This window comes from Streptomyces coeruleofuscus (assembly GCF_039532725.1).
GTDB lineage: Bacteria > Actinomycetota > Actinomycetes > Streptomycetales > Streptomycetaceae > Streptomyces > Streptomyces coeruleofuscus.
Map to the genome: position 1 here is coordinate 311,287 of NZ_BAAASE010000003.1, position 13,719 is coordinate 325,005.

General features: G+C 72.1%; 11 protein-coding genes. 8 read left to right on the plus strand and 3 right to left on the minus strand.

Going from position 1 to position 13,719, the window contains the following annotated elements; all coding sequences use genetic code 11:
* Positions 1-16: 16 nt before the first annotated feature.
* The 3 genes from ABFX81_RS12680 to fabF all read left to right on the plus strand — a co-directional run bounded on the left by ABFX81_RS12680 (position 17) and on the right by fabF (position 2,706).
* Positions 17-1,018, plus strand: coding sequence for a ketoacyl-ACP synthase III (locus ABFX81_RS12680; RefSeq protein ID WP_086839224.1), 1,002 nt, complete (start codon positions 17-19; stop codon positions 1,016-1,018).
* Positions 1,019-1,099: 81 nt separating this feature from the next.
* Positions 1,100-1,348, plus strand: a complete 249-nt coding sequence (locus ABFX81_RS12685) for an acyl carrier protein (RefSeq protein WP_003989952.1) — start codon at positions 1,100-1,102, stop codon at positions 1,346-1,348.
* 86 nt (positions 1,349-1,434) lie between these two features.
* A complete protein-coding gene (fabF, locus tag ABFX81_RS12690) occupies positions 1,435-2,706 on the plus strand; it encodes a beta-ketoacyl-ACP synthase II (protein WP_346138063.1) in 1,272 nt (423 codons plus the stop codon).
* Positions 2,707-2,784: 78 nt separating this feature from the next.
* On the opposite strand, the gene ABFX81_RS12695 is transcribed toward fabF, so the two are convergent.
* Positions 2,785-3,279, minus strand: a complete 495-nt coding sequence (locus ABFX81_RS12695) for a DUF3145 domain-containing protein (RefSeq protein ID WP_346138064.1) — start codon at positions 3,277-3,279, stop codon at positions 2,785-2,787.
* Positions 3,280-3,536: 257 nt separating this feature from the next.
* On the opposite strand from ABFX81_RS12695, the gene ABFX81_RS12700 reads away from it, so the two are divergent.
* Positions 3,537-4,424: an SGNH/GDSL hydrolase family protein gene (locus ABFX81_RS12700; RefSeq protein ID WP_346138065.1), complete on the plus strand. Its 888-nt coding sequence runs from the start codon at positions 3,537-3,539 to the stop codon at positions 4,422-4,424.
* Positions 4,425-4,509: 85 nt separating this feature from the next.
* Here ABFX81_RS12700 and ABFX81_RS12705 read toward each other — a convergent pair whose 3' ends face one another.
* Entirely contained in the window at positions 4,510-6,990 is a 2,481-nt protein-coding gene (locus ABFX81_RS12705) for a beta-glucosidase H (protein WP_346138066.1), read from the minus strand.
* A 64-nt stretch (positions 6,991-7,054) separates the two neighbouring features.
* Here ABFX81_RS12705 and ABFX81_RS12710 point away from each other — a divergent pair, with 64 nt between their 5' ends.
* Both ABFX81_RS12710 and ABFX81_RS12715 read left to right on the plus strand, forming a co-directional pair.
* Positions 7,055-7,636 (plus strand): TetR family transcriptional regulator, encoded by a 582-nt coding sequence (locus tag ABFX81_RS12710; protein ID WP_086854090.1) that lies wholly within the window; start codon positions 7,055-7,057, stop codon positions 7,634-7,636.
* Positions 7,637-7,742: 106 nt separating this feature from the next.
* The gene (locus ABFX81_RS12715) at positions 7,743-8,975 is read left to right on the plus strand and encodes a pyroglutamyl-peptidase I family protein (protein ID WP_086854091.1); all 1,233 of its coding nucleotides are present in this window, start codon (positions 7,743-7,745) and stop codon (positions 8,973-8,975) included.
* On the opposite strand, the gene ABFX81_RS12720 is transcribed toward ABFX81_RS12715, so the two are convergent.
* On the minus strand, positions 8,929-9,753 hold the full coding sequence (locus ABFX81_RS12720) for an EI24 domain-containing protein (RefSeq protein ID WP_086854092.1): 825 nt from the start codon (positions 9,751-9,753) through the stop codon (positions 8,929-8,931). The genes ABFX81_RS12715 and ABFX81_RS12720 overlap by 47 nt on opposite strands.
* Positions 9,754-9,930: 177 nt before the next feature.
* Here ABFX81_RS12720 and ABFX81_RS12725 point away from each other — a divergent pair, with 177 nt between their 5' ends.
* Together ABFX81_RS12725 and ABFX81_RS12730 are read left to right on the plus strand one after the other, a co-directional pair.
* Positions 9,931-12,504, plus strand: a complete 2,574-nt coding sequence (locus ABFX81_RS12725) for a M14 family zinc carboxypeptidase (RefSeq protein WP_086854097.1) — start codon at positions 9,931-9,933, stop codon at positions 12,502-12,504.
* Entirely contained in the window at positions 12,501-13,646 is a 1,146-nt protein-coding gene (locus tag ABFX81_RS12730; RefSeq protein ID WP_086854093.1) for a serine hydrolase, read from the plus strand. Before ABFX81_RS12725 ends, ABFX81_RS12730 begins: the two co-directional genes overlap by 4 nt.
* Positions 13,647-13,719 lie beyond the last annotated feature (73 nt).

Below are 13,719 nucleotides of genomic sequence, written 5' to 3' on the forward strand. Positions count from 1 at the left end.
CAAGGAGCCGGAGAGCATGGCGAAGATCAAGCCCAGCAAGGGCGCCCCGTACGCGCGCATCCTCGGCGTCGGCGGCTACCGTCCGACCCGGGTCGTGCCGAACGAGGTGATCCTGGAGACGATCGAGTCGTCCGACGAGTGGATCCGCTCGCGCTCCGGCATCGAGACGCGGCACTGGGCCTCGGACGAGGAGACCGTCGCCGCGATGTCGCTGGAGGCCTCCGGCAAGGCCATCGCGGACGCGGGCATCTCCGTCGAGCAGATCGGCGGCGTGATCGTCTCCACCGTCTCGCACTTCAAGCAGACCCCGGCCGTCGCCACCGAGATCGCCGACAAGCTGGGCACCGACAAGGCCGCCGCCTTCGACATCTCGGCGGGCTGCGCGGGCTTCGGCTACGGCCTCACGCTCGCCAAGGGAATGATCGTCGAGGGCTCGGCGGAGTACGTCCTGGTGATCGGCGTCGAGCGGCTGAGCGACCTCACCGACCTGGAGGACCGGGCGACGGCCTTCCTGTTCGGCGACGGTGCCGGCGCGGTCGTGGTCGGCCCGTCCCAGGAGCCCGAGATCGGCCCGACCGTGTGGGGCTCGGAGGGCGACAAGTCCGAGACCATCAAGCAGACCGTGCCGTGGACGGACTACCGGGACGGGACGGTCGAGAAGTTCCCCGCGATCACCCAGGAAGGCCAGGCGGTGTTCCGCTGGGCCGTGTTCGAGATGGCGAAGGTCGCCCAGCAGGCGCTGGACGCGGCCGGGATCACCGTGGACGACCTGGACGTCTTCATCCCGCACCAGGCCAACGTGCGGATCATCGACTCGATGGTGAAGACGCTGAAACTGCCGGAGCACGTCACGGTCGCCCGTGACATCCGCACCACCGGCAACACCTCGGCCGCCTCGATCCCGCTCGCGATGGAGCGGCTCCTGGCGACCGGCGAGGCGAAGAGCGGCGACACCGCGCTCGTCATCGGCTTCGGGGCGGGTCTCGTCTACGCCGCGACTGTCGTTACCCTCCCCTAGGCACTCCGTGCCGGATCATGCGGTCCGGCACCGGAGAAACACCTGCCACACCCTCTGGAATATCTACGAAGGAGCGCCGACATGGCCGCCACTCAGGAAGAGATCGTCGCCGGTCTCGCCGAGATCGTGAACGAGATCGCCGGCATCCCGGTTGAGGACGTCCAGCTGGACAAGTCCTTCACCGACGACCTGGACGTCGACTCGCTGTCCATGGTCGAGGTCGTCGTCGCCGCCGAAGAGCGCTTCGACGTCAAGATCCCGGACGAGGACGTCAAGAACCTCAAGACCGTCGGCGACGCGACCGACTACATCCTCAAGCACCAGGGCTGATCGACCGATCAGGCCCCTGGGCTGACTGCCCCGCCACCCGGCGGTGGCGCCGCTTAATCCTCGGATCCGTTGGAGAAAGAATTCCCGTGAGCTCGACCAATCGCACCGTGGTCGTCACCGGTATCGGCGCAACCACACCGCTGGGTGGCGACGTAGCCTCTACCTGGGAGGGCCTCGTCGCCGGACGTTCCGGTGTCAAGCCCCTGGAGCAGGATTGGGCCGCCGAGCAGGCGGTCAAGATCGCCGCCCCCGTCGCCGTGGAGCCGACCGAGGTCATCCCCCGGCCGCAGGCCCGCCGACTCGACCGCTCGGCCCAGTTCGCGCTGGTCGCGGCCAAGGAGGCATGGGCGGACGCCGGTTTCGAGGCGAAGGCCGGCGAGGACCCGGCCGTCGACCCGGACCGGCTCGGCGCTGTCATCGCCTCCGGCATCGGCGGCGTGACCACGCTGCTCGACCAGTACGACGTGCTCAAGGAGAAGGGCGTCCGCCGCGTCTCCCCGCACACCGTGCCCATGCTGATGCCCAACAGCCCGTCGGCCAACGTGGGGTTGGCCGTGGGTGCCCGGGCGGGCGTGCACACCCCGGTCTCCGCCTGCGCCTCGGGCGCCGAGGCCATCGGCTACGCCATCGAGATGATCCGCACCGGCCGTGCCGATGTCGTCGTCGCCGGTGGTACGGAGGCGGCGATCCACCCGCTGCCCATCGCCGCGTTCGGCAACATGATGGCGATGTCCAAGAACAACGACGACCCGCAGGGCGCGTCGCGTCCCTACGACGTGGCCCGTGACGGCTTCGTCCTCGGCGAGGGCGCCGGTGTCGTCGTCCTGGAGTCCGCCGAGCACGCCGCCAAGCGCGGTGCCCGCGTGTACGCCGAGGCCGTCGGGCAGGGCATCTCCGCCGACAGCCACGACATCGTGCAGCCGGAGCCGGAGGGGCGGGGCATCTCGCAGGCCCTCCAGAACCTGCTGGAGCGGACCGACCTGGACCCGGCGGAGATCGTGCACGTCAACGCGCACGCGACGTCGACGCCGGCCGGTGACATCGCCGAGTTGAAGGCGCTGCGGAAGGTGTTCGGTGACGACACCGACCACTTCGCGGTGTCCGCGACGAAGTCGATGACCGGGCACCTGCTGGGTGGTGCGGGTGGTGTCGAGACGGTGGCGACCGTGCTCGCGCTGTACCACCGGGTGGCTCCGCCCACGATCAACGTGGAGAACCTCGACCCGGAGGCCGAGGCGCACGCCGATGTCGTCCGGGGTGAGGCTCGGAAGCTGCCGGTCGACGGGCGTATCGCCGCGTTGAACGACTCGTTCGGGTTCGGTGGGCACAACGTGGTGCTGGCGTTCCGGACGATCTGAGAAGGCCTGCCTTCCCCCTGTACGACGTGAAGGGCCCCCACCGCTCGGTGGGGGCCCTTCACGCATGCCGAGAAGTGATCACACCACCTGGTGCAGCCAGCGGACCGGGGCGCCTTCGCCCGCGTAGCGGAAGGGTTCCAGCTCGTCGTCCCAGGGCTTGCCCAGGAGTTTGTTGAGCTCGGCCTCCAGGTCCGTTTCGCCGCGCTGGCTGCGTTGCAGGGCCGCGCGCAGGCGGTCCTCGGGGATGAGGATGTCGCCGTGCATGCCGGTGACGGCGTGGAAGATGCCCAGGTCGGGAGTGCAGCTGTAGCGCTCGCCCTCGGCGGTGGGGCAGGGTTCCGCGGTGACCTCGAAGCGGAGGAGGTTCCAGCCGCGCAGCGCCGACGCCAGCTTCGACGCCGTGCCCACCTGGCCCTGCCAGGAGAACTCCGAGCGCCAGGTGCCCGGGGCGGCGGGCTGACGGATCCAGTCCAGGCTGACGCGCGTACCGAGCACCCCGGCGACGGCCCACTCGACGTGCGGGCACAGCGCGCGCGGCGCCGAGTGCACGTACAGAACTCCACGTGTCGTCACCGGAACCTCCGGGCAGAGCGGGACATCTTGGAAACGGGCGGAACGGCTGTGACCGGGCGGGTCACGTTGATGGCGAGGCTACCGTGCGGTGACGCAAGGAGTGTGACGTACGGTCGGTCCCGGGGCCGGGAAACGCCCGCCATTCACCCAGGGGGACGCTTGTACGGGTGTGAGCCGTTGCACCTGATCGGTCGGGAACCCTCGTGCGTTGTTATTGGTTGGGAGACAGACACGGCGCGGCGAGGGAAGGACCAGGGATGCGGAAGCGGAGCCACCGCCCACGGGTCGTTCTCGCCCTGGCCGTGGCGGCCGCCCTGGGTGCCGCCGGATGTGATGCCGTCGGGGGCGACTCCCCCGCCCCGTCCGCTACCGCCAAGCCGTCCCCGAAGCCCACACCCCTGTGGGACCGCAGCCCGAGTTCCGTCGCGGCCGTGGGCGATTCCATCACGCGGGGTTTCGACGCCTGTGAGGTGCTGTCGGACTGCCCGCAGGCGTCCTGGGCGACGGGTGCGAGCCCCGAGGTGGACTCCCTCGCCGTACGGCTGCTGGGGCGGGCCGGGGCCGCGGAGCGGAGCTGGAACTACGCCGTGACCGGGGCGCGGATGGCGGACCTGCCCGGGCAGATCGCCCAGGCGGTGCGGCGGAAGCCGCAGCTGGTGACGGTGATGGTCGGGGCGAACGACGCGTGCCGGGCCACCCCCGCGGCGATGACTCCGGTCCCCGAGTTCCGCGCCGACTTCGAGGACTCCCTGCGCTCCCTGCGCAAGGCACTGCCCAAGGCGCAGGTGTTCGTGGCGAGCGTGCCGAACCTGAAGCGGCTGTGGTCCGAGGGCCGCACCAGCCCGATGGGCAAGCAGATCTGGCAACTGGGCATCTGCCCGTCGATGCTGGGTGACGCGGACGCCCTGGACTCGGCGGCGAACCTGCGGCGAAGCACGGTGCAGAAGCGGGTGGAGGACTACAACAAGGTCCTGAAGGAGGTCTGCGCGAAGGACGAGCGGTGCCGCCACGACGGGGGCGCGGTGTACGACTACCGCTTCGGCACCGCCCAGTTGAGCCGCTGGGACTACTTCCACCCGAGCGTGAACGGACAGGCCCGGCTGGCGGAGATCGCGTACCGGACCGTCACGGCGGAGCGGCCCTGACCCGTGCGGTCCGTCGCGGACGACGAGCCCCGGTCCAGGGGTCAGGTCCCGGACCGGGGCTGCTCGGTGGGGAACTCGTCCCGGATCAGACGTTAATCGTGGCGGTGATCCTGCGGTCCGTGATCGAGCGCCCCACCTGGATCTCGTACGAACCCTTCACAAACGACCACGACATGGTCGTCTCGTCCCAGACCTCGAAGGCCCGGCGCGGCAGTTCGACGGTCGCCTCGACGCTCTGGCCGGGTCCGGCGTCCACGCCCGCGAAGCCGGCCAGCCAGCGGGCCGGGCGGGTGGGGTCGGGCTCGCTCGGGGCGAGGTACACCTGGACGACCTCGTGGCCGGGGCGGTCGCCGGTGTTGCGGAGGCGGACCTTGGCGGTGGTCGCGTCGGCGGCGCCCTCGACCTCGACCGACTCGTAGGTCCAGTCGGTGTAGCCGAGGCCGTGGCCGAAGGGGTAGGCGGGGGTGCGGCCCTGCTTCTCCCAGGCGCGGTAGCCGATGAAGACGTCCTCGTCGTAGGGGAGTTCGCCGCCCACCGGGACGACCTGGGTGACCGGGGCGTCGGTGAGGGAGCCCCAGGTGGTGGGCAGGCGGCCGCCGGGCTCGTGGGCGCCGGTGAGCACGTCCGCGAGGGCCGCGCCGCCCTCCTGGCCGGGGAACCAGGTGAGGAGCACGGCGGCGACGTCGTCGCGCCACGGCATCTCCACCGGGGAGCCGGCGTTCACGACCACGACGGTGTCGGGGTTGGCGGCGGCGACGGCGCGGACCAGGTCGTCCTGGCGGCCGGGGAGGCGCAGGTCCGTGCGGTCGAAGCCCTCCGACTCGACGCGGTCGGTGGTGGCGACCACGACGACGGCCGTCTCGGCGGCCCGGGCGGCCGCGGCGGCCTCGGCGATCAGCTCGTCGGGGTCGCGCTGCGGGTCCTGGTGGGCGAGGGTGAAGCCGATGGTCCGCATGGGGTGGTCGCTGGCCGGCGGGACGGTGTAGGTCAGGGAGACCTCGACCGGTTCGCCCGTGGTCAGTTCGACCCGGGCGTGGGGCACCGGGGCGCCGAAGAACGCCGCGAAGGGGTCGCCGTCCTCGGCGGGGCGCTGGACGTCGTCGAAGTACGTGGTGCCCGCGACGGTCAGCCTGAAGGGGCCGAGGCCCTTGAAGCCGAAGGTGTGCGTGCCGGTCTCGCGCGGGGTGAAGGTGCCCGTCAGCTCGACGGTCGCCAGGGTGTCGTGGGTGACGCCGTCCGGGAGGTCGTCGCCCATCCACTGGATGTGGCCGTCGGCGGCCGAGCGGGTGCCGATGACGGTGCCCTCGCCGTCGCGGCAGACGGCGCGCAGGTCGAAGCCCTGGCCGGCGACGGGGAGTTCGGTGTTCGGGTCGGCGCCGAGCGCGTAGGTGACGCTGCCGTCGGGGAGGGCGGCGGTGAGGCCGTCGAGCGGGGAGACGGTCCGGGCGGGGAAGACGGTGGCGGAGCCGCCGCCGAGGACGCGGGCGTCGCGGGCGGCGGCGCCGATCAGCGCGATCCTGCCGGGCGTCAGCGGCAGCGCGCCGTTCTCGTTGCGGACGAGGACGAAGGAGCGGCGGGCGATCTCGCGGGCGAGCGCCTCGCCGTGGACGGGCTCGGGCAGGTCGGTGACGGCCGGTTCGGCGCCCTCCAGGATGCCGACCCGGGCGGCCAGGCGCAGGACCCGGCGGACCGCCTCGTCGACCTGGGCCTCGTCGGCCTCGCCGTCCCGTACGGCCTGCGCGAGGGCCTCGCCGTAGACGGTCCCAGGCCCGGGCATGGCGATGTCGAGGCCGCCGGCGAGGGCGCCGGTGGTGGAGCGGGCGGCGGTCCAGTCGGAGACGTTGATGCCGTCGAAGCCCCACTCGCCGCGCAGGACCTCGTTGACCAGGTAGTGGTGCTCGGTCATCGTCGTGCCGTTGACCGTGTTGTAGGCGGTCATGATGCCCCAGGGGTGGGCGTTCTCCACGATCGTCTCGAAGGGGGCCAGGTAGAGCTCGCGCAGGGCGCGTTCGCCGACGAGGTTGTTCACGGTGAGGCGCTCGGTCTCGGCGTCGTTGGCGACGAAGTGCTTGACGGTGGTGCCGACGCCGCCGGACTGGACGCCCCGGACGTACTCGGTGCCGATCCGCCCCGTGAGGTACGGGTCCTCGCTGTAGGCCTCGAAGTGGCGGCCGCCGAGCGGGGAGCGGTGCAGGTTGACCGTGGGGGCGAGCAGGACGTGGACGCCCTTGCGGCGGGCCTCCTGGGCCAGCAGCACGCCGGCCCGGTGGGCGAGCCCCGGGTCCCAGGTGGCGGCGAGGGCGGTCGGTGAGGGCAGGGCGACGGACGGGTCGTCGGCGCTCCAGTGCACCCCGCGGACGCCGATCGGGCCGTCGGACATGACCAGTGAGGCCAGTCCGGCCTCCGGCACGGCGGGCAGGCTCCACATGTCCCGGCCGGCCAGCAGCCGTGTCTTCGCGTCCAGGTCGAGCTTGCCGAGGGCCGCCTCGACCGCCGCCTCACGTCGTGCCTCTGCTGTGTCCGTCACGTCGCCACCTCCGCGTCGAGAGTCGCTGGATGCCGACATCGTGCCCGTGTTACCTGTAATGCGGTAGGTTTCGTTATCTTCTCGCAACAATTTGCCGTTCGTCATGTCGTACGGTGACGCCATGACGGCCAGGACCAGAAGCGAGGAACGGCGCGCTGGGATCGTGCGGGCCGCTCTGGAGGTGATCGCCGAGCGCGGTTACCGGGGAGCGAGCCTTGCCGCGGTCGCCGAGCGGGTCGGGCTCACCCAGCAGGGGCTGCTGCACCACTTCCCGACCAAGGAGGCGCTGCTGGTCGCGGTGCTCCGGGACCGGGACCGCTGGGACGCGATGCCCGCCGGCCGGCTGCGGCTGGACCTGCTGGCCTCGCTCGTCGAGTACAACGCGATGCGGCCCGCCATCATCCAGACCTTCTCGGCACTGCTCGGCGAGAGCGTCACGGAGGGCCATCCGGCGCGCGCGTACTTCACGGAGCGCTACACCGGGGTCCGCGCCGCCCTGGCCGAGGTGCTGCGCGCCGAGTACGGCGACCGCCTGCCGAGCGGCCTCACCCCCGAGCGGGCCGCGCCCCTCCTCGTGGCGGTGCTGGACGGCCTCCAGTACCAGTGGCTGCTGGACCCGGAGTCGGTGGACATGGCCTCGGCCTTCCGGGACTTCCTGACGCTGCTGGGCGAGAACACCGGCTGACCACCACGCGGGCCCCGCCCCATGGCGCGGATCACTTCCGTCACGCGATACTGCCGCGGTCCGGCACGTGACATCGCCCCCCACCGCGACGGAAGGCCCAACCCCTTTGAACCTCATACGTGTTCGCCTTGGCCTCCTCGGTCTCGCCCTGCTGACCGGCTTCACCGTCCCGACGGCCGCGAGCGCCGCCGAGGCGGCCCCCTCCCCCACCGTCGAGGAGCAGCGGCTCGACAGAGCCGTCCCCCGGGAGATCCTGCGCCGTTCCGGATTCGACAGTGTGGCTCCGCGGCTGGCCCGGGCGCTCGACGAGGCCCGCTCCTACGCGCGGGCACGCCGGGTCGTCGCGCACGAGGGTGCGCAGTTGTGGCGGCGGGCCGTCGACCGGGCGCAGGGGCGTGGTCCGGCGGGCGGGGACCTGAGCCGGGACGACGACCGGCCGCTGTACTGGGCGCGGCTCGGCATGACGCGTGAAGTGCGCGCCTGGGAGCCGGAGTTCGGTCTGACGGACGGGCAGCGGGCCGCTCTGCTGGACGAACTGGAGCGCACCTCGCGCGGGCAGACAGCCCTGCGCTACCCACACGGCAAGGGACTGAAGCGGATCCTGGTCACCGGCTTCGACCCGTTCACCCTGGACCGGGACATCCGCATCTCCAACCCGTCCGGCGCCACGGCGCTCGCCCTCGACGGCACGGTGATCGAGACGGCGGACGGCCCGGCCCGGATCGAGACGGCCGTGTTCCCGGTGCGCTGGCGGGACTTCACGGAGGGGACGGTGGAGCGCACCCTGCGGCCGTACCTGCCGGAGGTCGACCTGTTCACGACCGTGAGCCAGGGCCGGGTCGGGCGGTTCGACGTGGAGCGGACCAACGGGGCCTGGCGGGGCGGCTTCGCGGACAACGACAACATCGGCCGCACGGAGACGGTCCCCGTCACCGAGCCGGCCTCGCAGCCGCAGTGGACGACGACCACGCTGCCGTACCGGGCGATCGTCGCCGCGGACACCGGCCGTTTCCCGGTGTACGACAACACCGGTGTCACCGAGATCCCGGCGGGCGGCACCGAGCCCGTCGTACGCCCGGATGGTCCGACTCCCGGCTCGACCGCTCGCGCGGGCGGCGGCGGTGACTACCTCTCCAACGAGATCGCCTACCGGGCGACGCTGCTGCGGGACCGGCTAGGGCTGCACGACGTGCTGCCGGGCGGGCATGTGCACACGCCCGTGCTCCAGTTCGGCGCCGAGAACACCACCGAGGTGACCGACCCGGAGTTCGTGCGGAACCGGCTGGACATCATCACGCAGGCGAGGACGATCCTGAGGGTGGCTGCGGAAGAGTCGTGACGGCCTCGTCGCCCCCCGCACCGTCCTCCTGGATCTCCTCGCCCAGCAGTTCCCGCGCCATGAGGGTGGCGCCGGCGACCGCGCCCGGCATCAGGAACACGGCGACGAACGGAACCAGGAAGGCCACGGCCAGCGGCGTGCCGAAACCCCAGACCAGGGTCTTGCGGGAGCGGAGCAGGCCGAGGCGGGTGCGCAGTTCGACGCTGCGGCGCTGGAGGGCGACGGCGGTCAGTTCCTCGGTGAGGAAGAACCCGGTGACGAAGAACCCGATCACCGGTACGGCCGTCTGGCCGACGACGGGGATGAACCCGCACGCGAACAGCAGCACGCCCCACAGGGCGGCCCGCAGGACGATCCGGAGGCTGTCCCGGGCGGAGATCCACAGCTCGCGCCAGAGGGGCAGGCCCGACTCGGGGGCGTGGCCGTCCGGGGACACGTCCCGGTCGACCTTCTCGGAGAGGTTCTCGTAGAAGGGCTGTCCGACCAGCAGCGTCACCGCGGTGAACGTCACGACGGAGAGGAGCAGGGCGAGGGCGAACAGCACGGCGGTCAGGAAGCCGCGGAAGAGCCCGAGCCACGGACTCGACCAGTCGTCGGCGAACGGAGTCGCCCAGGTGACGGCGTCCTCGCCCCACAGCGCCAGCGCGACGAGAGCCGCCGCGTACAGCACGAGGGTGATCAGGCCCGGGAGCAGCCCGAAGCCGTACTGCCTGCCGTGCCGGGCCACCCATCGCTGGCCCTTCAGCAGGTACCGGAAACCAACCCCGAGTTCGCGCATGGGAAAACCCTATCGGTGCTGGTGTCGCGCCCTTGACGCGCTCCGGTCACACCGATGTCACAGGTCGCCGGGAAGGGCCATCCGGGTCACCGGTGACACCAAGGCGGCCTTGTTGCCGTTGAGTCGAACCGGTACACCTCGCCGTACCGATCTCAGGAACCCCCGTTGGAGGTACGCGTGCGCACCACGAGAACCGTTCCTGCGAGACCTGTACTGATCGCCACCCTCACGCTCGCCACGGCGGGTTCGCTTCTGCTGGGTCCCGACACCGCCGGCGCGGACCCGAAGCCCGTCACGCGCGAGGGCGCCGCCGTGGACGACCACGCGGCACAGGCTCCCGCGAGCGCCGCCCGGCGCGCACTGGCCGCTCCCGAAGAGACCTCCACCGGCACGGCCACCCGTGGCTACCCCCGCCGCCAGGTCCTCTCCCCCGACCCGGAGAACCCCGGCGACAAGTCCCTGAAGCTGGGCCTGACTCCGTATCACGCGATCGCCCCGAAGCTGAACGCCCTGCAACGCCTGGGCGACCGGGTGAGCGTGGAGGTGACCGGCCGCTCGGCCGGCGGCCACCGCCTCTACCTCGTCACCGTCACCGCCCCGGAGACCACCCGCCAGGCCCGCGCCCAGGAGCGCATGCGCGAGCTGATCGAGAACGCGCCCGCGGCGGCCGCCAAGTCCCCTGAGATCAAGCGCGCCTACAAGACCCCGGTCTTCGTCAACAGCAACATCCACGGCAACGAGTGGGAGGGCACGGACGCCTCCCTGAAGATCGTCGAGCGGCTCGCGACGGCCAAGGACGCCAGGACCCGCGCCCTGCTCGCGCGCAGCCGCCTGTACTTCAACATCACGGCCAACCCGGACGGCCGTATCGCCGGCACCCGCGCCAACGCGGGCGGCTTCGACCTGAACCGCGACTTCGTCACCGCCTCGCAGCCCGAGACCCGCGCGATGCGGCAGACCGAGCTGGACAAGCAGCCGGCCGTCCTGCTCGACCTGCACGGCTACGTCAACGGCACCCTCATCGAGCCCACCACTCCCCCGCACGGTGAGAACTACGAGTACGACCTGTTCCTGAAGAACAGCTACGCCAACGCCCTCGGCATGGAGTCCGCCGTCAACGCCCTCGGCCACACACCGGCGAAGGACGGCGTCGAACCGGCCCAGATCCCGTTCCGCGACCAGGAGGAGGGCTGGGACGACTGGCCGCCGATCTTCACCCCGCAGTACGCGGCCTTCCACGGCACGGTCGCCGCGCACACGGTGGAGATCCCGCTCGCGGTGAACAACGAGGAGTACGACGAACTCCCCGTCGCGGAGCTGCGCCGCCGCTCGGCGGTCAACACGGCCGTGGCGGGCGCGGCGATCCGCGCGACCCTGGACCACGTCCGGGAGCACCGCACCTCGCTCATCGCCGACCAGATCGAGGTCTTCCGCCGCGGCGCGGCCGGCGCCCCGCAGGTACCGGTGTCACCGGAGACGGTCCCCGGCGTCCCCGGCATCGGCCCGGAGGACGTCTACACGACGGACTTCCCGCGCGCCTACGTCATCCCGCCCGGCGGCTCCCGCACCCAGCGCTCGGCCCCGGCGGCGGCCCGCCTCGTCGACCACCTCCTCGCCAACGACGTCCGCGTCACCCGGGCCGCACGCCCCTTCCGGCTCGCCGGGCGGACGTACCCCAGGGGCTCGTACGTCGTCGACATGCACCAGCCCAAGCGCGGCATGGCGAACGCGCTGCTGGCCGACGGCCGGGACATCAGCGGCGATGTGTCGGTGATGTACGACATCTCGGGCTGGAGCCTGGGCCGCCTGTGGGGTGCCACGGTGGAGCAGGTGCCGTCGGGCAGCCTTCGGGGCGCGCCCCTGCACCCGGTCACCGAGGCCACACCGGTCGCCCGTGTGCCCGCTCATGGCGACCTCCGCCTGCGTCTGACCGACCCGCGCGAGATCGCGGCACTCAACTCCCTCCTCCAGCAAGGTGTTCGGGTACGCCAGGCACCGGACGGCAGCGTGATCGTCCCGGCGTCGGCCCGCCGCGAGGCGGTCGCGGCCGCCCGCGCGCACGACGTCTCCTTCACGGCGACGCGGCTCACCGGCGGCACGCCCCTGCACCGCCTCCGGGTCGCCGCCGCCGTCACGCCCGGTGAGCTGTTCGCCCTGCGGGAGATGAACTTCGACGTCACGCCGGTCTCGACGGCCGTCCTGAACTCCGGTTTCGACTGGTCCGGCACGGACGTGCTGTTCGTGTCCGCCGGCCTGGACCACGCCGCCCTGACCGCACCCGCCCGCAGCGCCCTGGACACCTTCCTCGACGACCACGGACTGGTCGGCCGGGGAGCGAGGGGAGCGGCCCTGAACGCGGCGGCGGACCGGCTGGCCGTCGAGCCGGTCGAGGGCAACACGGACGCGAACGGCGTCGTACGAACGGAGAACACCGGCCGCGTCACGCACGACGCTCCCGCGCACGCCTTCGTCTACGCCCCGCTGTGGTTCACCGGCCTCGGCCCCGGCGTACGGGTGGAGCAGTCGTACGCGACCGGGAATCCGCTCGTCTCCGGGCACTGGCGCCCGCTCCGGGACGGCACCGGCGGCCCCGCGGCGGCAGCGGGACAGGCCTCGGTGGTCAGCGGCGCCCGGACGGTCCTGTTCGGCACCGAACCACTGTTCCGGGACCACCCCAAGGGGGAATTCCCGCAGGTGGCGAGGGCATTGTTCACAGTGGCACACAGCGGTTCAGTTGAGGAGAGCGGATGACGCAGGAGATCCACGGCACCGTAGCCGACGGCTTCGAGGGGGTGCGCGCGGAGTTCGCCGCGTTCGTGGCCGGGGAGCGCCCGGACTACGAGGGCCAGCTGTGCGCCTACGTTCACGGCCGCAAGGTGGTCGACCTGTGGGCGGGGACCGAAGCGGACGCCCTCTACGGCGTGTTCTCTTCGACCAAGGGAGCCGCCTACCTGGTCGTCGCCCTCCTCGTCCAGGACGGCACGCTCGAACTGGACCGCAAAGTGACGTACTACTGGCCGGAGTTCGGGGCGGAGGGCAAGGGCTCCCTGACTCTGCGCGATCTGCTCGCGCACCGGGCGGGCGTGGTCGGCACGGACAGCGGTTTCACCCTCGCGGAGCTGGCCGACGACCGCCAGCTCGCCGAACGCCTCGCCGACCAGCGGCCGTTCTGGCGTCCCGGCACGGCGTTCGGCTATCACGCGATGGTCAGCGGGGCGCTGGTCGGGGAGGTCGTACGCCGCGCCACGGGCCGCACGCTCCAGGAGGTCTACCAGGAGCGGATCCGCGCCCCGTACGCCCTGGACCTCCACCTGGGCCTGCCCGCGCCCCAGGAGCCCCGTTTCCGCACCACCCAGCCGATGGCACCGACGCCGGCCCAGCAGGCCTTCCTCGACGCCACGCCCACGGGTCCGCACACGCTCGCCTCGATCGCCTTCAACCGCAACGCCGCGGAGCCGACCGACCTCGCCTCGCTCCCCAACATGCCGCTGATCCGCGCCAAGGGCCCGGCCTCGGTGGGCGGGGTGGCGTCCGCGCGGGGCCTGGCGGGGATGTACGCGGCGGCGATCAGCGAGGTGGACGGGCAGGCGCCGCTGCTGAAGCCGGACACGGTGGCGGAGTTCGGCCAGTTCCACTCGGTCGGCTACGACCTGGTGTCACGCGCCCACCGGTCGTTCGGGCTCGGCTTCCAGATCACGGCCGACATGGCGCACCCGTTCCTCGGTGCCGGGACGATCGGGCACAGCGGCGCGAGCGGCTCACAGGCCTTCGCGGACCCGTGGAGCGGCCTGGCGTACGGCTACACGCGCCGCCGCTTCGCCTTCCCGGGCGGCGCGGCCCCGGAGAACGACCGCCTGGCGCAGGCGGTCCACAGGGCGGCGCTCGCCCTCTGACGCCCGGCACGGGCTGACGCCCGGCACGGGCGAAGGCCGCACCCCACGTCCAAGGGTGCGGCCTCCGCGTACG

Coding starts and splice junctions, on each gene's coding strand:
- ABFX81_RS12680 (WP_086839224.1), top strand. CDS start 17: ATGGCGAAGATCAAGCCCAGCAAGGGCGCCCCGTACGCGCGCATCCTC.
- ABFX81_RS12730 (WP_086854093.1), top strand. CDS start 12,501: ATGACGCAGGAGATCCACGGCACCGTAGCCGACGGCTTCGAGGGGGTG.
- ABFX81_RS12720 (WP_086854092.1), bottom strand. CDS start 9,753: ATGCGCGAACTCGGGGTTGGTTTCCGGTACCTGCTGAAGGGCCAGCGA.
- ABFX81_RS12700 (WP_346138065.1), top strand. CDS start 3,537: ATGCGGAAGCGGAGCCACCGCCCACGGGTCGTTCTCGCCCTGGCCGTG.
- ABFX81_RS12705 (WP_346138066.1), bottom strand. CDS start 6,990: ATGTCGGCATCCAGCGACTCTCGACGCGGAGGTGGCGACGTGACGGAC.
- ABFX81_RS12685 (WP_003989952.1), top strand. CDS start 1,100: ATGGCCGCCACTCAGGAAGAGATCGTCGCCGGTCTCGCCGAGATCGTG.
- ABFX81_RS12710 (WP_086854090.1), top strand. CDS start 7,055: ATGTCGTACGGTGACGCCATGACGGCCAGGACCAGAAGCGAGGAACGG.